At 68.6% G+C, this 19,570-nt stretch carries 19 protein-coding genes; 10 read left to right on the top strand and 9 right to left on the bottom strand.

Annotated elements, in window-relative coordinates; all coding sequences use genetic code 11:
* Nucleotides 1-36 precede the first annotated feature (36 nt).
* From C7H84_RS24390 to C7H84_RS24365, 6 genes are all read right to left on the bottom strand, one after another.
* Nucleotides 37-486 carry a hypothetical protein gene (locus C7H84_RS24390; RefSeq protein ID WP_240462087.1) on the bottom strand — a complete coding sequence of 150 codons (450 nt, stop codon included), beginning with the start codon at nucleotides 484-486 and terminating at the stop codon, nucleotides 37-39.
* A gap of 210 nt (nucleotides 487-696) precedes the next feature.
* Nucleotides 697-1,212 carry a spore coat U domain-containing protein gene (locus tag C7H84_RS24385; protein WP_121861161.1) on the bottom strand — a complete coding sequence of 172 codons (516 nt, stop codon included), beginning with the start codon at nucleotides 1,210-1,212 and terminating at the stop codon, nucleotides 697-699.
* On the bottom strand, nucleotides 1,209-3,515 hold the full coding sequence (locus C7H84_RS24380) for a fimbria/pilus outer membrane usher protein (protein WP_240462086.1): 2,307 nt from the start codon (nucleotides 3,513-3,515) through the stop codon (nucleotides 1,209-1,211). Before C7H84_RS24380 ends, C7H84_RS24385 begins: the two co-directional genes overlap by 4 nt.
* A gap of 25 nt (nucleotides 3,516-3,540) precedes the next feature.
* A complete protein-coding gene (locus C7H84_RS24375) occupies nucleotides 3,541-4,293 on the bottom strand; it encodes a molecular chaperone (RefSeq protein WP_121861160.1) in 753 nt (250 codons plus the stop codon).
* A gap of 97 nt (nucleotides 4,294-4,390) precedes the next feature.
* Nucleotides 4,391-4,897 (bottom strand): spore coat U domain-containing protein, encoded by a 507-nt coding sequence (locus C7H84_RS24370; protein ID WP_121861159.1) that lies wholly within the window; start codon nucleotides 4,895-4,897, stop codon nucleotides 4,391-4,393.
* Between the two features lie 888 nt (nucleotides 4,898-5,785).
* Nucleotides 5,786-6,670 carry a transcriptional regulator GcvA gene (locus tag C7H84_RS24365; RefSeq protein ID WP_121861158.1) on the bottom strand — a complete coding sequence of 295 codons (885 nt, stop codon included), beginning with the start codon at nucleotides 6,668-6,670 and terminating at the stop codon, nucleotides 5,786-5,788.
* A gap of 95 nt (nucleotides 6,671-6,765) precedes the next feature.
* Here C7H84_RS24365 and C7H84_RS24360 point away from each other — a divergent pair, with 95 nt between their 5' ends.
* The 10 genes from C7H84_RS24360 (at nucleotide 6,766) to C7H84_RS24320 (ending at nucleotide 14,985) form a co-directional block, all read left to right on the top strand.
* Nucleotides 6,766-7,401, top strand: a complete 636-nt coding sequence (locus C7H84_RS24360; protein WP_121861157.1) for a chromate transporter — start codon at nucleotides 6,766-6,768, stop codon at nucleotides 7,399-7,401.
* Nucleotides 7,398-7,925, top strand: a complete 528-nt coding sequence (locus tag C7H84_RS24355; RefSeq protein ID WP_121861156.1) for a chromate transporter — start codon at nucleotides 7,398-7,400, stop codon at nucleotides 7,923-7,925. Before C7H84_RS24360 ends, C7H84_RS24355 begins: the two co-directional genes overlap by 4 nt.
* Nucleotides 7,926-7,963: 38 nt before the next feature.
* Nucleotides 7,964-8,272, top strand: coding sequence for a hypothetical protein (locus tag C7H84_RS36525; protein ID WP_162999351.1), 309 nt, complete (start codon nucleotides 7,964-7,966; stop codon nucleotides 8,270-8,272).
* Between the two features lie 61 nt (nucleotides 8,273-8,333).
* Nucleotides 8,334-9,110 carry a YoaK family protein gene (locus tag C7H84_RS24350; protein WP_121861155.1) on the top strand — a complete coding sequence of 259 codons (777 nt, stop codon included), beginning with the start codon at nucleotides 8,334-8,336 and terminating at the stop codon, nucleotides 9,108-9,110.
* A 250-nt stretch (nucleotides 9,111-9,360) separates the two neighbouring features.
* Nucleotides 9,361-10,482: a porin gene (locus C7H84_RS24345; protein WP_121861154.1), complete on the top strand. Its 1,122-nt coding sequence runs from the start codon at nucleotides 9,361-9,363 to the stop codon at nucleotides 10,480-10,482.
* A 373-nt stretch (nucleotides 10,483-10,855) separates the two neighbouring features.
* Nucleotides 10,856-11,080: a hypothetical protein gene (locus C7H84_RS24340; protein ID WP_121861342.1), complete on the top strand. Its 225-nt coding sequence runs from the start codon at nucleotides 10,856-10,858 to the stop codon at nucleotides 11,078-11,080.
* Nucleotides 11,081-11,322: 242 nt separating this feature from the next.
* Complete coding sequence (gor, locus tag C7H84_RS24335) at nucleotides 11,323-12,684, top strand: glutathione-disulfide reductase (protein ID WP_121861153.1); 1,362 nt, start codon at nucleotides 11,323-11,325, stop codon at nucleotides 12,682-12,684.
* 445 nt (nucleotides 12,685-13,129) lie between these two features.
* Nucleotides 13,130-13,801: a CsgG/HfaB family protein gene (locus tag C7H84_RS24330; RefSeq protein WP_205611459.1), complete on the top strand. Its 672-nt coding sequence runs from the start codon at nucleotides 13,130-13,132 to the stop codon at nucleotides 13,799-13,801.
* An 82-nt stretch (nucleotides 13,802-13,883) separates the two neighbouring features.
* Nucleotides 13,884-14,309, top strand: a complete 426-nt coding sequence (locus tag C7H84_RS24325) for a DUF4810 domain-containing protein (protein ID WP_121861151.1) — start codon at nucleotides 13,884-13,886, stop codon at nucleotides 14,307-14,309.
* 10 nt (nucleotides 14,310-14,319) lie between these two features.
* Complete coding sequence (locus tag C7H84_RS24320; protein WP_121861150.1) at nucleotides 14,320-14,985, top strand: DUF799 domain-containing protein; 666 nt, start codon at nucleotides 14,320-14,322, stop codon at nucleotides 14,983-14,985.
* A 193-nt stretch (nucleotides 14,986-15,178) separates the two neighbouring features.
* Here the strand turns inward: C7H84_RS24320 and C7H84_RS24315 are convergent, their stop codons facing one another.
* The 3 genes from C7H84_RS24315 to C7H84_RS24305 all read right to left on the bottom strand — a co-directional run bounded on the left by C7H84_RS24315 (nucleotide 15,179) and on the right by C7H84_RS24305 (nucleotide 19,508).
* The gene (locus tag C7H84_RS24315) at nucleotides 15,179-16,480 is read right to left on the bottom strand and encodes an FAD-binding oxidoreductase (RefSeq protein WP_121861149.1); all 1,302 of its coding nucleotides are present in this window, start codon (nucleotides 16,478-16,480) and stop codon (nucleotides 15,179-15,181) included.
* Nucleotides 16,481-16,507: 27 nt separating this feature from the next.
* Complete coding sequence (locus C7H84_RS24310) at nucleotides 16,508-17,812, bottom strand: FAD-binding oxidoreductase (RefSeq protein WP_121861148.1); 1,305 nt, start codon at nucleotides 17,810-17,812, stop codon at nucleotides 16,508-16,510.
* Between the two features lie 112 nt (nucleotides 17,813-17,924).
* Nucleotides 17,925-19,508 carry a DUF3138 family protein gene (locus C7H84_RS24305; protein ID WP_121861147.1) on the bottom strand — a complete coding sequence of 528 codons (1,584 nt, stop codon included), beginning with the start codon at nucleotides 19,506-19,508 and terminating at the stop codon, nucleotides 17,925-17,927.
* Nucleotides 19,509-19,570 lie beyond the last annotated feature (62 nt).

The raw sequence follows: 19,570 nt of genomic DNA, 5'->3' as shown, positions 1-19,570 counted from the left end.
CGCGCGGCGGGATCGCGGCCGCCGGCCCATCGACCATTACGGATTCGGCTGCACCGAAAACGTGAGCGGCCACGCAAAGGTCCCGTCCTTCGCCTTCGGCGCGAACACGAAACGATAGGTCAGCGTGAAGGTCGCGTTCAGCGCCGTATAGGGCACGTTGATCGTGCCGCCCGTTCCCGGCAGCACCACCTTGCCGCCGAAGCCGCTGATCTCGATCGAGCTGAACTGCGCCTGGCTGGCGGCGGCAACCTGTACGCGCACCGTGTAGCCCATCCGGTCGTTGGTCTGGACGGTGAGTGTCGTTCCCGACGGGTTGCTGGCGTTCGGCACGGCCACGTAGCCGAGGCTCGTGTCCTTGTTCGCGATCACCAGCTTCGCCGGACTGGTCGCGTTGAGCCGTGCGTACGCCTGGACCGTCGTCCCTACCTGCACCGACCGGCTCGCCTGCTTCGCGGCGCTCGGGCCGGGCGCCGCGCCGACGAGCACGATCGATAGCGCCGCTACTGCGGCCAGCAGCCCCCGCGCGCGGCCGGCGCCGCGCAGAGGCGCGAAGGCTCCCGTACCGGTCTGTCCGCGTCGGGCACACCGCGCTGCGGCGCTGCTCGCTGTCTCGGTTCGATTCATGTCTGCCCCCGTTATCCGAGTCCGTGATGGCGATCGCTGGCGGCATGCGCAACGCATGCGCCGCCGGCGCACCTAGTAGTTGAACAGGATCGTGATGTTGTGGTCGGCGTAGCTGCCCGGCACGACGTTCTGGCCGCCGCGAATCAGCCCGTACACGGTCGCGCTGAAGGCGCCGGCGCCCGAGATCTTGCCCCACGAAATCGCCGACGTGCCGCTCGTGCCGTCGCCCCAGATCGACGTGTGCGCGCTGTCGAGGTATAGGTTGTAGCCAAGTGTCTGCGTGCCGCCGGTGCGCGTCATCAGCCGGTTCGCGAAGGTGCCGCCGCCCGCGCTCGCGGTGACCGTCGGCGTGGCGTTGCCACTGCCCGTGCAGTTCACCGAGATCGTGACCGCGGACGTGGCCGCGTTGATCGTGTCGTACGTGCCGAACGCCATCGTCGACGGCGCATTCATCGTGCAGGTCGTCGACGCGCGCGCGGGCGGTGCGACCAGCACGAAGGCACCGGCCGCCAGCGCCGCGGCTGCCGCGGCTGCCGCGCGAGGGCGGGCGAGCCGGACCGGCCGCCCCGCATGCTTGCGATGTCTCATGGTGTGACTCCCTTGCAAAGATGGGTGCCCAGGTCCGGCAGCGGGTCGTCGCCGGCGGGGAAGCGCACGCTCACGTCGCACTGCCGGTCGCGCCACGTCGCATGCAGGTGGTTCTGCTCCGACAGTCCGGTCACGTAGACGACGCCGTCGCGGCCGACCGGAAACGCGTCCTTCTGTCCCGCGAGCGTGACGGTCGCGCCGGCCGGCAGGTGCGTGCCGTCCTCGAGATCGAGCGTCAGCATCGCGCCGCGCGAACGCGTGATCGGAAACACGAGCGCCATGCCGCTGCGGAAGTAGGGCACCGCGTCGAGCTTGAGCGTACCGATCGTCGCGTCGAACGGCAGGTCGGCCTGCTCGATCGAGATCGGATTGCTTTCGTACGCGCGCAGCCGCGGCAGCAGCGCGACGCCGTTGGCGTCCGTATGCGCGACGAGCTGGTTGTCCGCGAGGATGCCCACGTTGGCGAAGCCCGGCACCTTCACGAGCGCGAAGCTGTCGGTGATTTGCCGCGACAGGCGCGCGGTGCCGTCGACGAACGCGATGCCGCCCGCTGCGTTGGCGCGTACGCCGGCGCGGCCGCGATACGAAGCCGCCTCGATGTTGTAGGTGCCGGTGCGCGTCTGCAGCGTCGCGCTGGCGTCCTGCGTGTCGTTGCCGGCCTGCAGCGAATAGCCGAATCCTTCGCCGACCGGCAGGCTGCGCTGCAGTTGCGCGAGCATTTCGGTGCCGCCCTGCTGGTGCGTCAGCGTGACGGATGCACTCGTGCGGTTGTCGATCGGGATCGTCCACGCGACGCCGACGAGCGTCGCGCCCGAGCCGCTCAGCGGCTTGCTGACACTGATGTTGGCGAAGCCGAAGCGGCCGAGCTGCGCGCTGTAGCTGAGCGACAGCAACTGGGTGCGGTTGCCGCCGCGATCGTCGAGGAACACGTGCGCGAGCCCGAGCGAGCCGAAGCGGCCCATCCCGACGCCGACGTTGACGCTCGTCAGCAGCTTCGGCGCGAGCACGCCGGGCTCGAGCCCGATCTGCGCGAAATGCGGCGTCGCCCACTGGGCGTGCGCGCCGATCTCGACGAGGCCGGACTGGCTCTCGGCACCGAGCGTCGCGAGCACGCCGGGGCCGTCGGCGCTGCGGCTCGCGGCCACCGACGCGTTGACGATGCCGAGCGGCCCGGCCAGCGCCACGCCGCCGATGCCGAGGTTCTGCCGCGACGCTTCGGCTTCCGCGTGAATCTCGCCGGTGAACCGGTCGGTCAGGCCGATCCGGTGCGTCGCGCTGGCGAACCAGTGCCCGTAGTCGTTGCTCGCCAGGCCGAAATCCCGCCGTTCCTTGCCGATCTCGTACGAGTAGTCCTGCATGCCTTGCTTCAACAGATTCGCGCTCGCATAGAACGACTGGGTGATCACTTGCTCGCGGCCCATCACGTCGCGCACCACGACGCGCACGTCGCCCTGGCCGGTCACCACCGGCACGTTGTTGATCGCGAACGGGCCGGGCGCGACCTCGCGGGTCGACGTCAGCGCGTTGTTGACGTAGACGTCGACGGTCGAAGGCAGCACCGCCTGCCCGTTCACGCCCTGCAGCGGAATCGTGACGAGCCCCGGCTGCGTCGCGAAATTGGTCGCGTACTGGACGCCGCCGAAGCGGATCGCGCGGCCCCACATGCCGGGGCGGCTGATCGAATCGCCGACGCGCAGGCTGGCGAGGCGGTCGGGCCGATCGGTCGTCCACGTGGTTTCGAGGCGGGTCAGGCGCCGCGTCGGGCCCGATTCGTCCGCGAGGAAGGTGCCGACGCCGACGCCGAAACGGTTGAAGAAGCCGAGCTCGAACAGCCCGGAGGCGTGCGTCTGGCCGGCCGCCTGCTCGGCGAGCAGGTCGTAGTTGAAGAAGCCGCCGAGGCCCGGCGCGACCGCGGCTGCACGGCGCCGCTCGGTCTCGTCGAAGGTCGCGCCGACGAACGCCTGCGCCGGCACGCTGATCGCCATCGTCAGGTTCCGCTCGTCGACGGTGTAGGTCAGCCCCGCGATCGACTTCAGCGGGTAGAACGGCGCGTCGCTGCCGGCCAGCGGCGCGGCGTCCGGCTGCCTCAACCGCCAGCGCTTCAGGTCGTCGGCCGACACGTAGAAGTCGCCGTCGGCGGCCTTGATCAGCAACGCCGTTTCGTCGAGCCCCTGGCGGTTGATGTCGACCTGATACAGCAGCTCGGCCGAGCCGCCCGCTGCGCCATGCGACGCTTGCGCGGCCGGCGCCGGCGCCGGTGCCGCGACGAGTCGCTCTTCCGCGAGAGTGGTCTGCGCGCTCATGAGGATCGCGATCAGCAGCGCCGCGTCAGCGCGCGTTCGGCGCGACCGTCGAGTCGATGTCGCCTGCATCGGAGTAGCCGACCAGATGCAACGCGGAAGCAACGGCCGGCGCGGCTCCGGCGCCGGGCTTGAACACCAGTTCACGCGACTGGCCCGGCAGCACGTACGCGAACTCCGCATGCGTGGCGACGGGGCGATCGCTGCCCGGCGCGAACAGCGCGAGGTTCGCCACCTGCGCATGCGCGGTGCCGTCGTTGGTCACGCGCAGCGCGAGCATGCCTGCGCCGCCTGGCCGCGGTTCGGCGCTCCAGCGCAGCCGCGGGGCGGTGTCGGCGGCCGGCTTCACGAAGATCGGCAGGCTCATTTCCAGCGCGATCTGCACGCCTGCGAAACCGGGCTTCGGCGCGGGCGGAATTTCCTGCAGATAGAGCCGGTAGCTGGTTTCCCGGTCCGCGCCCGGCGCATGCCGCAGGCCGATACGCACGACCTGCGAACTGCCGGGCGCGATCGTGAAGATGGGCGGCGCGGCAATCAGGTCGCCGGTCGACGCATAGACGTCGTCGCCCGCCTCCTGCGACCACGCAGCGGTGCGCAACTGCACGACCACGGGCTGGTCCGGCGATTCGTTCCTGACCGTGAGCGCGACGCTGCGCTGCGCCGCGGACAGTTCGACGCGAACGGGAGACACGGTGAAGTCGGTTGCCTGGCTGTCGGTGCATGCGGCGGCGAGCGTCATGGCCGCGATCCAGGTCGCGAGTTTGCACACGTTCGGTTTCATCACGGATCCACCTCCGGGGAAGTCGCTTGGGCACGCTTGACGCGGGCCGCCGGGAGGGGCGCACGCATCGGCGATGCGGCGCACCCTCCGCACGGCACTAAAACGTCACGGTGACCGTCACCGTATCGGCGTAGTTGCCGGGCACCGCATTGGGCTGGTCGGGCACCTTGCCGTAGACGGTCTTGGTGATCGCCTGGGCCATCGCCATCCCCTGGCCGGTACCGTTGACGGTGTCGGTCGGCGGCGTATTGCCCCACACGACCGTGCGGTTCGAATCCTGGTACAGCGAGTAGTTGAGCTGGTTCGAGCCGCTCGTCATGACGCGGGTGGCGACCGTGGCGCCGGACGTCGTGCCCGCATTCAGGCCGATGTTGAAGTTCGTGCCGTTCGTGCAGCGGACCGTGATCGCCGACTGCGCGGACTGGTCGCCGGTGCCGGGCGTATAGGCGGGGAAGGTCAGTGCGCCGGCCGAGTCGATCAGGCAGGTGGCATTGACGGTGGCGGACACGCCGAACGTCGTGCTGGACTGTCCGGCCGATGCCGAGACGGCTGCGCAAGCGAGCGAAGCGGCAAGTGCCGCGTGGATAAGTGAGGACTGCTTCATGATGAATTTCTCCCTTGAAAACTGCAATGTGCGGCCGGTGCGGCGAGCGTGTCGTTCGCGACGGAAACTCGATCGTCCGGATGCGCGATGGGTCTTCTGGTTACGTCGGAATCGGATCGCTGTCTGGGCGTGCACCTCCTTGATGTCGTCATGCTGAGTCGGACCGGCGCCCGGATACCCTGGCCGCTGCGCTGCCGCGCCTACGACGTGTGTCGCAGCCGTCGCCGCGCGCGTGCGCGTCGGCACGCGGGCGAGCGCGGGCGGCAAGGCTCGCGCGAACGGCACGCGTCGTCGTGGCGCGCATGCGCCCGGCGAGGGCGTTCCGAGGGTTGTCTATCGGATCGAAGCGTCGTGACTTCGTGGGATGGCGTGTGCCGGGTTCGCGCATCGGACGGCGACGGTGCGAAGCCGCGCCGCCGGCATCGATGGATGCGTGACAGGAGCAGTGATGCAGGACAACAGCCGTGTGACGGCCGATATGAGTTTGGACATGATTTCCCCGACCCGCTTGATGATTGTTTGTCGCCTGCATCGAGCCGTTGGCGCGTGCAGTGTCGTTGTGCGCACGGCTGCACCAGCAAGCAACGGGCCAGCGCACGCACGACCGCGCAAACAGGGGCTGGCCGGCCGCGGCGCGCGACGGGTGCCGCGCGGCGGACGCGGAAATGTTTCAGACGTGCAACGCGAGGCGGCGGGCCGGTCGCCCGCTCCCCCCGGCCTGGCGTGTGCGCGCGGGAATCGCGGGAAAACGCACCGGCCGCGCGGTGGGGATTCGGCTGCGGAATGGCACGCGCGGCATGCGGATCGGTTTCAACCGTGCAACGTACGCGGCATCGTCCGCAGCTGGCGATGCTTCGCGGCCGTTTCGATCAGGTCGGCTGCGACGAATTACCCGTCCACGTTCGACTGCGCCTGCAGCCACGCGCAGAACTGGGCGACGAGCGGATCGTCGGCCGGCGCGCCCGGCGCGATCCACCAGTAGCTGCGCGTCGCGATGCGCGGGCCGTCGAGCGGCATCACGAGGCGCCCGCTCGCGAGCTCGTCGTCGAACAGCGGCAGCGGACCGAGCGCGACGCCCAGCCCGTCGACGGCCGCCTGCAGCGCCAGGTAGAAGTGGTCGAACGACTGGCGCTTGCGCCCCTTCATCGTCACGCCGGCCGCCGCGAACCAGTCGCGCCAGCCTTCCGGCCGCGTATCCGAGTGCAGCAGCACGTGCCGCGCGAGATCGTCCGCGCGGGCGATCGGCACGCGCTTGAGCAGCGCGGGGCTGCAGACCGGAATCACGCTTTCGTCGAGGAAGTGCCCGCTCGTGCAGTTCGGCCAGTGGCCGGGGCCGCGGCGGATCGCGACGTCGAAGCCGTTCAGCGTGTCGAGCGGCGCATTCGACGTGGACAGCTTCAGCTCGACGTTCGGCACGTCGCGCTGGAACCGCGACAGGCGCGGCAGCAGCCATTTCATCGCGAAGGTCGGCAGCGCATTGATGCGCAGCACGCGCGCCGCGCCGGTGTTGCGCAGCTGCTCGGTGGCGAGCGCAATGCTGTCGAACGCGGCGCGCACCGAATCCAGGTAGCGGCGGCCTTCGTCGGTGAGCTTCACGCGCTTGCCGTAGCGGTGGAACACCGGCTTGCCGAGCCACGCCTCGAACCCGGCGATCTGCCGGCTGATGGCACCGTGAGTCACATGCAGCTCGTCGCCGGCGGCGCTGAAGCTTTCGTGTCGTGCCGCTGCTTCAAAGGCCCGAAGCGCGGAAAAGGGCGGGAGATCGCGTGCCATGCTTGTGATTCTAAATCACAAGGGCGCGCCGATAAAATCGTTTTGCCGGCCTCCTGAACGGCGGTAATCTCGGGGCACCGTTCGTGAGGATCCCCATGCAATCCGCTTCTTCGCCACCCGCCGCTCCGCCACCCGCCGCGCCGTCGCCCGCGCGCCGGATCGGCCTCGCCGAGCTGTTCATCGGCTTCCTGTCGCTCGGCCTGATGTCGTTCGGCGGCGCGCTGCCGTTTGCGCGCCGCACGATCGTCGACGAGCGCAAATGGCTCTCCGCCGACGAATTCACCGATCTGCTCGGCCTGTGCCAGTTCCTGCCCGGCGGCAACGTGATCAACCTGTCGGTTGCCGTCGGCATGCGCTTTCGCGGTATCGCGGGCGCATTCGCCGGCATTCTCGGGCTGATCGCGGGCCCGACGCTCGTCGTCGTCGCGCTCGGCGTGCTGTATGCGAAGACGCAGGGCGATCCGCGCGTGCAGCACCTGTTCGGCGGGCTCGCCGCCGCGGCCGCGGGCCTGCTGGTCGCGATGGCCGTGAAGGTCGCGAAGCCGCTGCTGCAGGCGCCGCGCACGGCGGCCGCCATTGCGGCGCTCGCATTCGTCGCGATCGCGGTGCTGCGCATGCCGCTCCTGACCACGATGCTGGTGCTGACGCCCGTCAGCATCTGGCTCGCGTCGCGCCGCCGCGCTGCGCCTGCCGCCGGGCGCACCGCCGCGCGCGATGGAGGCCGGTCATGAACGACACGCTGATCGCGATCGCGACGATCTTCAGCCAGCTGTCGCTGCTCGCGTTCGGCGGCGGCAACACGATCCTGCCGGAGATGCAGCGGCAGGTGGTCGACGTGCATCACTGGATGAGCGCGCACGAGTTCACCGCGCTGTTCGCGCTCGCGCAGGCCGCACCGGGGCCGAACATGATGATCGTGTCGCTGGTCGGCTGGCATGTGGCCGGCTGGGCCGGGCTGCTCGTCGCGTCGATCGCGAAGTTCGGGCCGTCGTCGATCGTCACGGTCCTCGCGCTGCACGCGTGGGAGCGCTTTCGCGACCGGCCGTGGCGCCGCTACGTGCAACAGGGCTTGATGCCGGTCACGGCCGGGCTCGTCGCGGCCAGCGCGGTGCTGATCTCGGAAGCGTCGAACCGTTCGGCGATCCAGTGGGGCATCACCGCCGCGTGCGCGGTGCTTGCGTGGCGCACGCGCATTCATCCGCTGTGGCTGCTCGCGGCCGGTGCGCTGATCGGGCTGACCGGCATCGGGCAGTGAGCCGGGGCCGGTGAGCGGCGGGCGAAACGGCCAGCGAAATGGCGGGCGAAGTGGCCAGCGAAGTAGCCAGCGAAGTGGCCGATGAAAGGGCCGATGAAAGGGCAGGCGAAAGGGCGGGCGATGCGGCCAGCGAAACGGCCAGCGAAACGGTCAGCGCAACGGTCAGCGATGCGGCCGGCGAAGTGGCCGGCGATGTGGCCGTTATACTCGCCCGGTCTTTCTGCGCCGCCGTCCGCGACGGCGGTGCCTGCCGACACGGCGCGCCCGACGCCGGACATTATTATTGGCGCGGCACGCAACCCCGCGCCGTGGCCGCGCGACAGCCGCGGCATCCGGCCCACGCCTGAACCGATGAATCTGGCGCCGCCCGCCGCGTGCAGCCGGGCGGCGCGTCACACGGGAGCATCAATGGATCTCGACGGCGCCAGCCGCAACCTCACCGTCGCCGCGCTGCTCACGCTGTCCGGCGGCTACCTCGACGCCTACACGTACGTCGGCCACGGCCACGTGTTCGCGAACACGATGACCGGCAACGTCGCGCTGCTCGGCATCAACCTGTCGGCCGGCGAATGGGCGGCCGCGCTGCATCACGTGCCGCCGCTCGGCGGCTTCGTGGTCGCGGTGTTCGTCGCGCATCTGCTCGGCCTTGCCGCGCAGCGTGGCTGGATGCGCCATACCGCGTTCGCGAGCCTGATCGTCGAGATCGTGTTTCTCGGCGTCGCCGCGAGCGGGCTCGTCGGCGCGTCGAGCGCGTGGCTGATTCCCGGCATCTCGTTCGTCGCGACGCTGCAGACGCTGTCGTTCACCCATCTCGAGGAACTGTCGTACACGTCGGTGATGACGACCGGCAACCTGCGGCGCGCCGCGCAGAAGCTGTTCGTCGGGCTGATTCCGCGCTACGACGCGGGTGCGCTGCACGACTCGGCGCTGCTCGCGACGATCAGCTTCTGCTTCCTCGCCGGCGCGGTGGTCGGCGGCCTCGTGACGCGGCTCGCGCCGGACGTCGCGCTATGGGGCGCGGTACTGCTGCTCGTCGGCGCGTTCGCGGAGATCGTGCGGCGGGCGCGGCGGCGTGCGGGCGGCGGCACCGACAGCGGCGCTGGGCCGGGCGATATCGCCAGCAACGGCAGCAACGCCAGCGATGGCAGCAACCCCGACCGCGGGACGCCGAGTCCGGCCGCCTGACGCGTGCGGCGGGCCGCCGCCGCGCGACGTGCCCTTCCTCAAGTGACCGAAGCATCGTGCGACGCAGGCCTGCGCGGGAACCGTTGTTCCCGGACGACAATCGCGCGCCACCACGCATTTCAATTTCTTTCAGCCCGCGCAGTGGTCTTATGATTCAGCCCACATCGCGCGCGCCATGAACGGGCGCGATCGCCACCCGGCTGCGCACGCGGCCGGCCATGAATGGAGACACCTACAAAAGGGCAAGCTCATGAAGCAGACCACCCGACTCGCAGCCATCGCAGGGGGCGCGGTGCTGGCCTTCGCCAGCCAGTACGCAGCCGCACAAAGCTCGGTCACGCTGTGGGGCGTCGCTGACGCCAGCATCCGTTACCTGACCAACGCCAACGCCAAGAACGACGGCCTGCTGTCGATGACCAACGGCGCGATCACCAACAGCCGCTTCGGCATCTACGGCACGGAAGATCTGGGCGGCGGCCTGAAGGCCCTGTTCAACCTCGAAAGCGGCGTGAACCTGCAGAACGGCGCATTCGCCGACAGCGGGCGCCTGTTCAACCGCGCAGCGTACGTCGGCCTGCAGAGCCAGTACGGCACGGTGACCCTCGGCCGCCAGAAGACCCCGCTGTTCGACCTGCTGGCCGACACCTACGATCCCCTGACGGTCGGTAACTACCTCGAAAACGCGTGGCTGCCGGTCGCGCTGGGTGGCGGCCTGTATGCGGACAACCAGATCAAGTACACGGGCAAGTTCGCGGGCCTGACCGCGAAGGCGATGTACTCGACGGGCACCAACTACGAATCGACCGGTGCGGGCGGCTTCTCGGGCCAGATCCCGGGTTCGCTCGGCAAGGGCAATGCATGGGGCGTGTCGCTGTCCTACGTGGCGGGCCCGCTCAGCATCGCAGCCGGCGCGCAGCAGAACAGCGACAACTCCGCACGCAAGCAGACGATCTACCACGCGAACGTCGTGTACGCGTTCAGCAAGGCGAAGGTCTATGCGGGCTACCTGCGCTCGAAGGACGACACCGGTTTCGTCGACAGCCTGCTCGCGCAGCAGTCGATCCCGGTCGCGAAGGGCACCGGCCGCATCGACGACGGTCCGTTCGCGGGCGTGAGCTGGCAGGTCAGCACGCCGCTGACGCTGACGGGCGCGTTCTACTACGACCACATGCGCAATGCGATGACCACGAACGGCACGCTCGCGAGCGGCAACCGCTATGCGATCGTCGGCATCGCCGAATACGCACTGAGCAAGCGCACGGAAGTCTACGGCACCGTCGACTTCAACAAGACGAACGGCGCGGCGAACGTCGAGCTGCCGGGTCGCAGCAACCAGACCGGCATCGCGATCGGCCTGCGCAATATCTTCTGACGAACGTCGGAACCCGTGCGCCGGCGCTCGCGCGGCGCGCAGCGAAGAGGCTCCCGCGGGAGCCTCTTTTTTTCGTCACGCGCGCTTCATGCGCGCGGCCGACTATTCAGCGATCGCTCCATCGGGAGCGGCCCATCCGTAAGCGTTTCGTCGGCAATCCGGAACATACTTTGACAGTGCGCGCGCAGTGTTTCGGCTACGCTGCGTGCAGCTTCGCCGTGTGCCGCAGCACGCGCGCGCGGGCATCGTTCCGGTGCGCGCTTCGCGTGCGGCCGGCGTGGTGCGTAACTTGTGTATCCGGTGATGACAAACACGGTCTGCCGGTTTTTTTCGTGGGACGATGCGCTCACGATTTTCTTGAAAGGGGATGACGATGGGTATCCTGAACACCGTGGGTGAAATCGCTGGCGCAGTGGCTGCGGTCGAGGCAGCGGAGAAACTTGATCCGGACGCGGGCCTGCTGACCAAGGCGGCGGCAGCCGTCGCCGGCTTCAAGGGCGCCGAGGCGATCGAAGGCATGCTCGAGAAGAAGGAAGAGCAGCCGCAGCAGGCAGACGACACGCAGGCGACGGACGGCAGCGACACGTCGCAGGCCTGAGCATGGCGGCTGGCCCGCCGCGGGTGCGCATTCGCGCGCCCAGGGCGGGCCGGTGCCGCGCGGCCGGCAGGCCGGGCATGTGGTCGATCGGTGACGCATGGCACACCCGGCAGTCGGGTTGATCGGCGAGAGGCAACGTCTCTCGCCGTTTTTTATGGGGCGCGCACCTCGCGGCGTCATGTTCCGCACGAATTCCGGAATCTTGCTATCGTGCCGTCATCCGAACTGCGATGAGGCTTGCGATGGATTTCGACTACGACCTGTTCGTCATCGGGGCCGGCTCCGGCGGCGTGAGGCTGGCACGGATGTCGGCGTCATACGGCGCGCGCGTCGGGATAGCGGAAGAGGAGCAGATCGGCGGCACCTGCGTGCTGCGCGGCTGCATTCCGAAGAAACTGCTCGTCTACGCGTCGCACTATCCGCACGAGCTCGACGACGCGAAGGGCTTCGGCTGGACCTTCGGCGCCGGCACGCTCGACTGGCCCGCGCTGATCGCCGCGAAGGATCGCGAGATCAACCGGCTCAGCGACATCTACATCAGCCTGCTGCGGCAATCCGGCGTCGAGATGCACGCGGGGCGCGCGACGCTCGTCGACGCGCATACCGTCGCGATCGGCGAGCGCACGATCCGCGCGCGCCACATCGCGATCGCGACCGGCTCGCGTCCGGTGCTGCCGCCGCGGCCCGGCATCGAACATGCGATCACGTCGCGCGAGGCGCTGTCGCTCGCGAAGCTGCCCGCGCGCATCGCGGTGGTCGGCGGCGGCTATATCGCGGTCGAGTTCGCCGGCATCTTCAACGGTTTCGGCAGTCATGTCGACCTGTTCTATCGCGGTGAAAAGATCCTGCGCGGCTTCGACGACGACGTGCGGCAATTCCTGTCCGACGAGATGACGAAGCAGGGCGTGGCGATCCACACGCACGCGGTGGTCGAGTCGATCGCGCGCGCGGACGACGGCACGCTGTCCGTGCGCGTCGGCGACACCACGCACGGCCCGTACGACACGGTGCTCTATGCAACCGGCCGCGTGCCGAACGTCGACGGGATCGGGCTCGAGCATGCGGGCGTGCTGCTCGACGCGCGCGGCGCGATCGCGGTTGATGGGTATTCGGCGACGTCGGTCGCCTCGATCCATGCGATCGGCGACGTGACGTCGCGTCCGCAGCTCACGCCGGTCGCGACGCGCGACGGCGCGCTACTCGCACGCACGCTGTTCGGCGGCTCGCGCGTCGCGACCGATCACGACTACGTGCCGTCGGCCGTGTTCAGCCAGCCCGAGGTCGCGACGGTCGGCCTGACCGAGGCCGATGCGCGTCGCCTGCACGGCGACGTCGATATCTACCGCACGTCGTTCAAGGCGCTGCGCCACACGCTGTCGGGCCGCGACGAGCGCACGCTGATGAAGCTGGTGGTCGCGCGCGACAGCCAGCGCGTGATCGGCGCGCACATGGTCGGCCGCGACGCGGGCGAGATCATCCAGGGCATCGCGATCGCGATTCGCGCGGGCGCGACGAAGGCGCAGTTCGACGACACGATCGGCATTCACCCGACCGCGGCCGAGGAATTCGTGACGATGCGGCAGAAGGCGGCCGACCCGCAGTAACCGGCGCACCGGCACGCGAGTCCGGCGCACGTGCCGTTCGCGCCGGAGCTATCACCAATCGGTGGATCGACGGAATAAACGTCAATTCTTATCAAGAAATCCCGTCTCAATAATCAGACTTGGTATGATCGGCCAAAATCAAATACGGGGCCGATCATGCGCGATCAACAGCGCAGTATCCAGAATGACGATGTAACCAGCGCACGCGGGGTTGTCGACCCGGCAGTCGCGCGTTCACACGTGGCCGCAACGCGTCCGTTGCGCGCACATTCCTTTCGCATCCCGCCATCTTCATGTCCATCGCCATCCAGGCGATGAAACCGCGCGCGTCAACGCGCGCCCCGGTCGTTTCGATCATCGCATCAACCGCCGATTCTTCAATGAACCTGTGAGCCGGCGCGCCCGTTCCGGGCGATCTTTTCACGCAAGGAGACCAGCAGTGAACATTCAGACACGACGCACCGTTTTCGTGGCGGCGGCGCTCGTCGCGGCGCTGTCGGGCTGCGCGACCGAATCGTCGCGCACGCTCGACGTGCCGGCCGTGAGCAGCGCGCAGAAGCCGTACGCGGGCAAGCCCGTCGCGATCGCGGTCGGCAAGTTCGACAACCGGTCGAGCTACATGCGCGGCATCTTCTCCGACGGCATCGACCGCCTCGGCGGCCAGGCGAAGACGATCCTCGTCACGCGCCTGCAGCAGAGCCGCCGCTTCAACGTGCTCGATCGCGAGAACCTCGACGAGATCAAGCAGGAAGCCGGCTTCATGAAGAAGGCGCAGGCCGTGAAGGGCGCGAACTACGTCGTGACCGGCGACGTGACCGAATTCGGCCGTAAGGACGTCGGCGATCACCAGTTGTTCGGCATCCTCGGCCGCGGCAAGACGCAAGTCGCGTATGCGAAGGTCAACCTGAACATCGTCGACACGACGACGTCGGAAGTCGTCGCATCGAGCCAGGGCGCGGGCGAGTTCAGCCTGTCGAACCGCGAGGTGATCGGTTTCGGCGGCACCGCCGGCTACGACTCGACGCTCAACGGCAAGGTGCTGGACCTCGCGATCCAGGAAGCCGTGAACCACCTCGTCGACCAGGTCGACGCCGGCACGCTGAAGGTGCCGCAGTAAGCATCGCGGCCCATGTCGCAGCGCGCGCCGAGGGCGGCGCCGCGCTGGCACGATTCAACAAGATACTAAAAGAGAACAGACCATGAAACGGGCTAACTGGCTGCCGGCAACGGCCGCCGCCTTGCTGCTCGCCGGCTGCGCGAGCTCCACGCCGCCGCTCTATCAGTGGACCGGCTATCAGCCGCAGGTGTACGAATACTTCAAGGGGCAGAAGTCGCCGCAGGAGCAGATCGACGCGCTCGAAAAGGCGCTGCAGGAGATCCGCGCGAAGGGCCATACGCCGCCGCCGGGCTTCCACGCGCATCTGGGGATGCTGTATGCGAGCGTCGGCAACGAGCAGCAGGCCGAACAGGAACTGCAGGCCGAGAAGCAGCTGTTTCCGGAGTCGTCGACCTTCATGGATTTCCTGCTGAAGAAAAAGACCGGTGCGCCGAAGACCGCGGACCAGAAGACCGCCCAGGCGATCACCGGCCAGAAGGATCCTGCTCCGACCACCGCCAAACCGTAACGCGCCTGCCATGTTCAAGACACTCTCATTCAAGCTGATGTCCGTGCTGTCGATCGTCACGCTGCTGAGCGCGTGCGCGCAGCCGGTGAAACGACCCGACTACACGGCGTTCAAGAAGAGCCAGCCGCGCTCGATCCTCGTGCTGCCGCCCGTCAACGAGACGTCCGACGTGGCGGCAACCTACGGATTGCTGTCGCAGATGACGCTGCCGCTCGCCGAATCCGGCTACTACGTGGTGCCGGTCGCCGTGATGGACGAGACCTTCAAGCAGAACGGCCTGACGAATGCGGCGGAGATCCAGCAGACGCCGCCCGCGAAGCTGCGCGAGATCTTCGGTGCCGACGCCGCGCTGTATTCGAAGGTGTCGCAGTACGGCACCGTCTATCGGGTCCTGGCGAGCGCGACGGTCGTGTCGGCATCGGCGAAGCTCGTCGACCTGCGCACCGGCGACGTGCTGTGGCAGGGCCACGCGAGCGCGAGCAGCGACGAGAGCGGCAACAACGGCGGCGGCAGCCTGATCGGCATGCTCGTGGTGGCCGCGGTCAAGCAGGTCGCCAACACGCTGATGGACCAGAGCCATGACGTTGCCGCGTTCACCAGCACGCGACTGCTGTCGGCCGGTCCGCCGAGCGGGATCTTGTACGGCCCGCATTCGCCGAAGTACGGGACGGACTGAGCGGCCCATCTGCTGCGCGGCGCTGCGGGCACCGCATGCGCCCCCGCACCGCGTTCAGGCCAATGGCCTGCGATCCGGTCGAACGGCTGCGCTTCCTTGCGCGGCCGTTTTTATTTTGCGTGGGCGCACGGCGCACGCTTACGGCATGCATTCGCCGCGGTCGTCATCGCATCGCATCGCCGAGGCCTCACGCTCAATGCACGCCGAACGCGTCGAGCAGCCGATACCAGCTCATCGCGAGCACCAGCGCCGGCGTGCGCAACGTCGCACCGCCCGGAAAATCGCGATGCCGGATCCGGCCGAACAGGTCGAAGCGGCTCGCCTGTCCGTCGATCGCCTCGGCGATCAGCTTGCCCGCGAGCGCGGTCGTGTTCACGCCGTGCCCCGAGAAGCCCTGCGCGAAATACAGTGTCGGCGCGATGCGCCCGAAGTGCGGCGCGCGATTCATCGTGATGTCGACGAAGCCGCCCCATGCGTAGTCGACCTTCACGTCCGCGAGCTGCGGGAACGTCTTCAGCATGTCCTTGCGCATCGCGTCGGCCAGGTCGCGCGGCGGTCGCGTCGAATAACTGACCTTGCCGCCCCACACGAGCCGCGTATCGGGCGCCGGCCGGAAATAGTCGAGCACGAAGCGGCTGTCGCAGACGGCCGCGCGCGCCGGCATCAGTGCTGCGGCGCGCGCTTCGCCGAGCGGCTCGGTCGCGATCACGTAGGTGCCGACCGGCATGATCTTCTTCGACAGCGCGGGCGCGAGCGTACCGACGTAGGTGTTGCACGCGAGCACGACGAAGCGCGCACGCACGTGCCCCTCGCCGGTCTCGACGACGTGGCCGCCCGCGACGTCGCGCACGCGCGTCACGCAACTGTCCTCGTGGATCCGCACGCCGGCGTCGGTGGCCGCACGCGCGAGCCCGAGCGTGTAGTTCAGCGGATGCAGGTGGCCGCTGTCGGGGTCGTACAACCCGCCGCGGTAGCGTGCCGACTGCACGTAGTCGCCGATCGCGTCCGCTTCGACGAAATGGAAGCGATCGTAGCCGAAGCGCTTCGCGGCCTCGTCGCGCCAGCGCTTGAGCGCATCGGCGTCACGCTCCGTGTTCGCGGCGGTCAGGTAGCCGGGCACAAGCGCGCAGTCGATGTCGTGCCGCGCGATGCGCGACTTCACGAGCGACAGCGTTTCGAGCCCCATGTCCCAGATCCGCTTCACGTCGCCTTCCGGCATGAACTGCGCGAAGGTGTCGATGTCGCACGCGAAGCCGCCGATCAACTGTCCGCCGTTGCGCCCGCTCGCCGCCCATCCGACCCGCGACGCCTCGAGCACGGTCACCGAATGGCCACGCTCGGCAAGGTTGAGCGCGGCCGACAAACCGGTGAGGCCCGCGCCGATCACGCACACATCGGCGTCGATCGCGCCGGTGAGCGGCACATGGCGGGTCGTATCGTTGGCGGTCGCCGCGTAGTACGACGCGACGTGCGGCTGGTTGGCGAAGGTTTGCATGATCAGGAGAGCAGATAAAGGAAGGGCTCAGAACAGCTCGCGCACTCGGTGGTACAGCATCCCGAGTTCGAGCGCCGGCTGCCGCCATGCGTCGCCGCCCGGAAAGCGCCGGTGACGCAGCTGCGCGAACAGGTCGAACGCACGCGTGTCGCCCGCGAGCGCACCGGCGATCGCGCGCCCGGCGATGCCGGTGAGCGCGACGCCGTGCCCGCTGAAGCCCTGCACATAGAAGAAGTTCGGATCGAGCGCGCCGAAGTCCGGCGCGCGGTTGCGCGTGACGTCGACGAAGCCGCCCCACGCGTGATCGACGCGCACGTCGGCGAGTTGCGGGAATACGCCGACCATCCGCTGCCGGATCGTTTCGGCGAGCGTGTCGGGCGATGCGCCCGCGGAGTTCGCGCGGCCGCCGAACAGCATCCGGTGGTCGGCCGACAGCCGGAAGTAGTCGAGGAAGAAGTTGTTGTCGCACACGGCTTCGCGCTGCGCGATCAGCTCGTCGGCGCGCGCGCGGCCGAGCGGTTCGGTCGCGATGATGTACGACGCGATCGGCGCGATGCGCGCGGCGGTTGCGGCCGGCAGGATGCCGCCGGGGCCCGCGTTGCAGCACGACACGACGAAGCGGCAGCGCACTTCGCCCGACGGCGTGCGCACGACCGGCCGCGCGCCGCGCACGACGTCGAGCGCGGGCGTGTGTGCATGGAGGGCGACGCCTTCACGGCGCGCGGCGTCGGCGAGGCAGAGGCAATACTTGAGCGGATGCAGATGGCCCGACAGCGGATCGTAGACGCCCGCGAGGTAACGGGGCGATGCGATGCGGGCACGGATCTCGCCGGTATCGAGCCACGACAGCGACGGATGGCCCCAGCGCGACGTGGCGGCATCCATCCACGCGCGCAGGTCGTCGATGCGGCGCGGCTTCGTCGCGACGGTCAGGTAGCCGCGCGTGAAGTCGCAGTCGATCCCGTAGCGCGCGATCCGCTCGGCGATCAGCGCGACGCCGTCGAGCGACAGCGACCACGCGGCATGCGCACCGGCGGCACCGAGCTGCTTCTCGATCACCTCGTCCTTCGCGAAGCCGGTGATCGCCTGCCCGCCGTTGCGGCCTGACGCGCCCCAGCCAGGCCGATGCGCGTCGATCACGGCGACCGACAGTCCGCGTGCGCGGCACTCGAGCGCCGTCGACAACCCTGCGAAGCCTGCGCCGATCACGCATACGTCGACGTCGATCGCATCTTCCAGCACGGGAGCGTCGACTACCGGCCGCGTGGCGGTTGCTTCGTAGTACGAGTCGCGCGCGAGCGCATCGGCGCGGCGGGTGAAAGACTGCGTCATCAAACCGACTCCATCGAAGACGGCCGGCGGCGGTGCGCGACGCACCGCGAGCCGGCCGGGTGAAACGACGCGGGGCACCATGCGTGCGGCACGGTGCCCCGTGCGGCCTGCATCAGAACGAATAGATGAACTGCGTCGCGAGCAGGTCGTTGGACTTGCCGTACGACCCGTCGTTGCGCAGGAACACCTTGTTGTTCGCCCAGTCGTGCCGGTATTCGACTTTCACGGTGATCTGCTGGGTCGGATAGAACAGCAGGTCGAGCGCGACGTCCTGACGGATCGCGCCCTTGCACTCGAAGCCGAGGCCACCGCCGGCCTTCGACGTTGCGAGGCAGTCCGAATCGACGCCGAAGCCGTTGCTCGGATCCATCCCGTTGCCGTTCAGTGCGATGCCGCCGCCGCCACCGCCGTTCTTGCTGTTGACGAGCGCATCGTAGCGCAGCGTCACGCCCATGCGGCCGACCACCGGCGCGTTGAACTTGCGGTGCGCGAGCAGCGACAGGCCGTACCACTGCGCGAGGCCGCCGTTGTACGCCGCGTGCTGCTGCTGGCCGTAGTCGAGTTCGGCGTTGTACTGGATGTCGGCCAGCGTGTAGGTCGCGTCGACTTCGCCGAAGAAGAACGTGCCGAATGCGCTCGGCGCCGCGCCGCCCGGGCCATAGTGCACGACGCCGTCCGCATCGATCGCGCTCGCGAGCGTCTGACGGCCGATGTTGATCGAGCCGCCGAGATCGAGCGCGCTCGACCACGTGTAGTCCGCGCGCGCGGTGAAGGTCGGCACCTTGTTGCTGGTCGTGATCGGATCGCCGAGCGCGTTGGTGCCCGTCTGCGTGACCGAGCCGTACGTGCGGTACTGCTCGTTGCCGACGAAGAACTTCCACGCCCATGCACCCTTCGTGTAGTTCGCGCCCGCACCGACGTAGCTGCCCGGATCGGAGAAGTCGTACAGCAGGTTGTGCGTGAGCGTGAGCATCTGGTTCGACTGCTGCACTTCGTAGCCGCCGAAGCTCGGGATCAAGCCGGCGACGAGCGTCGTCTCGGCGGTGATCGGCACGTTGATGACCGCGGTGTTCAGCAGGTTGTCGGTGATCGACCCGCGCGAGTTCTGCAGCAGCGTGATGCCGTTGCCGCGGTTCGGCATCAGCGTGATCTCGGCCGACGGCGCCATCGGGCCGACGCCGAAGGTCTTCTTGATGTCGAGGTACAGGTCGCCGAACGTGCTGTTGAAGTAGTTGTACGCGTTCTCGTGGTTCGCGAACAGGAACGACGACGTACCGGCCGCACGGTTGTAGATGTAGGTCGGATCGATGTAACCCGTGACCGACAGGCCCGCGAGCGGGCCGGTGTTGGCCGCGTCGGTCAGCGAGTCGACCTTCAGCTGCTGGTTCGCGATCTGCTGCTTCATTTCGCTGACTTCGTCGTTGGTCAGCGCGGCCTGCGACTTGCCGTAGTCCGGCGACGACGGATCGGCGGCCACGATGACCGGCCTCGCCGAGCCAGCCGAGCCGCCCGTGCCCGCGTGCGCGACCGGTGCGCCGCCCGGTTGCGCGGCGAGCTGCGCCTGCATGGCCTTCATCTGCTTCTGCAGCGCGGCCACCTGCGCCTGCAGCGCCTTGATCTCGGCGGATGTCGAGCTGGCCAGCGCGATGCCAGGCAACGCGCCGGCCACCAGCAGGCAGATCAGTTTCTTCTTCATTGCGGATTCTCCTAGTCGTGCGGCTGTCAAAGTGCGTTTCGATGGGCGCGCCGCATCGCGCG

It is taken from the genome of Burkholderia sp. Nafp2/4-1b (assembly GCF_003635165.1).
Lineage (GTDB): Bacteria > Pseudomonadota > Gammaproteobacteria > Burkholderiales > Burkholderiaceae > Burkholderia.
The sequence above is the reverse complement of the archived record's forward strand: the minus strand, read 5'-3'. Positions and strand labels throughout refer to the sequence as shown.

What these genes read in the sequence shown, in the direction of transcription:
- C7H84_RS24315 (WP_121861149.1), bottom strand. Translation starts at nt 16,480, where the DNA reads ATGCAAACCTTCGCCAACCAGCCGCACGTCGCGTCGTACTACGCGGCG.
- C7H84_RS24325 (WP_121861151.1), top strand. Translation starts at nt 13,884, where the DNA reads ATGAAACGGGCTAACTGGCTGCCGGCAACGGCCGCCGCCTTGCTGCTC.
- C7H84_RS24350 (WP_121861155.1), top strand. Translation starts at nt 8,334, where the DNA reads ATGGATCTCGACGGCGCCAGCCGCAACCTCACCGTCGCCGCGCTGCTC.
- C7H84_RS24345 (WP_121861154.1), top strand. Translation starts at nt 9,361, where the DNA reads ATGAAGCAGACCACCCGACTCGCAGCCATCGCAGGGGGCGCGGTGCTG.
- C7H84_RS24375 (WP_121861160.1), bottom strand. Translation starts at nt 4,293, where the DNA reads ATGAAACCGAACGTGTGCAAACTCGCGACCTGGATCGCGGCCATGACG.
- C7H84_RS24310 (WP_121861148.1), bottom strand. Translation starts at nt 17,812, where the DNA reads ATGACGCAGTCTTTCACCCGCCGCGCCGATGCGCTCGCGCGCGACTCG.
- gor (WP_121861153.1), top strand. Translation starts at nt 11,323, where the DNA reads ATGGATTTCGACTACGACCTGTTCGTCATCGGGGCCGGCTCCGGCGGC.
- C7H84_RS24320 (WP_121861150.1), top strand. Translation starts at nt 14,320, where the DNA reads ATGTTCAAGACACTCTCATTCAAGCTGATGTCCGTGCTGTCGATCGTC.
- C7H84_RS24380 (WP_240462086.1), bottom strand. Translation starts at nt 3,515, where the DNA reads ATGAGCGCGCAGACCACTCTCGCGGAAGAGCGACTCGTCGCGGCACCG.
- C7H84_RS24365 (WP_121861158.1), bottom strand. Translation starts at nt 6,670, where the DNA reads ATGGCACGCGATCTCCCGCCCTTTTCCGCGCTTCGGGCCTTTGAAGCA.
- C7H84_RS24355 (WP_121861156.1), top strand. Translation starts at nt 7,398, where the DNA reads ATGAACGACACGCTGATCGCGATCGCGACGATCTTCAGCCAGCTGTCG.
- C7H84_RS24385 (WP_121861161.1), bottom strand. Translation starts at nt 1,212, where the DNA reads ATGAGACATCGCAAGCATGCGGGGCGGCCGGTCCGGCTCGCCCGCCCT.
- C7H84_RS24340 (WP_121861342.1), top strand. Translation starts at nt 10,856, where the DNA reads ATGGGTATCCTGAACACCGTGGGTGAAATCGCTGGCGCAGTGGCTGCG.
- C7H84_RS36525 (WP_162999351.1), top strand. Translation starts at nt 7,964, where the DNA reads ATGGCGGGCGAAGTGGCCAGCGAAGTAGCCAGCGAAGTGGCCGATGAA.
- C7H84_RS24305 (WP_121861147.1), bottom strand. Translation starts at nt 19,508, where the DNA reads ATGAAGAAGAAACTGATCTGCCTGCTGGTGGCCGGCGCGTTGCCTGGC.
- C7H84_RS24360 (WP_121861157.1), top strand. Translation starts at nt 6,766, where the DNA reads ATGCAATCCGCTTCTTCGCCACCCGCCGCTCCGCCACCCGCCGCGCCG.
- C7H84_RS24370 (WP_121861159.1), bottom strand. Translation starts at nt 4,897, where the DNA reads ATGAAGCAGTCCTCACTTATCCACGCGGCACTTGCCGCTTCGCTCGCT.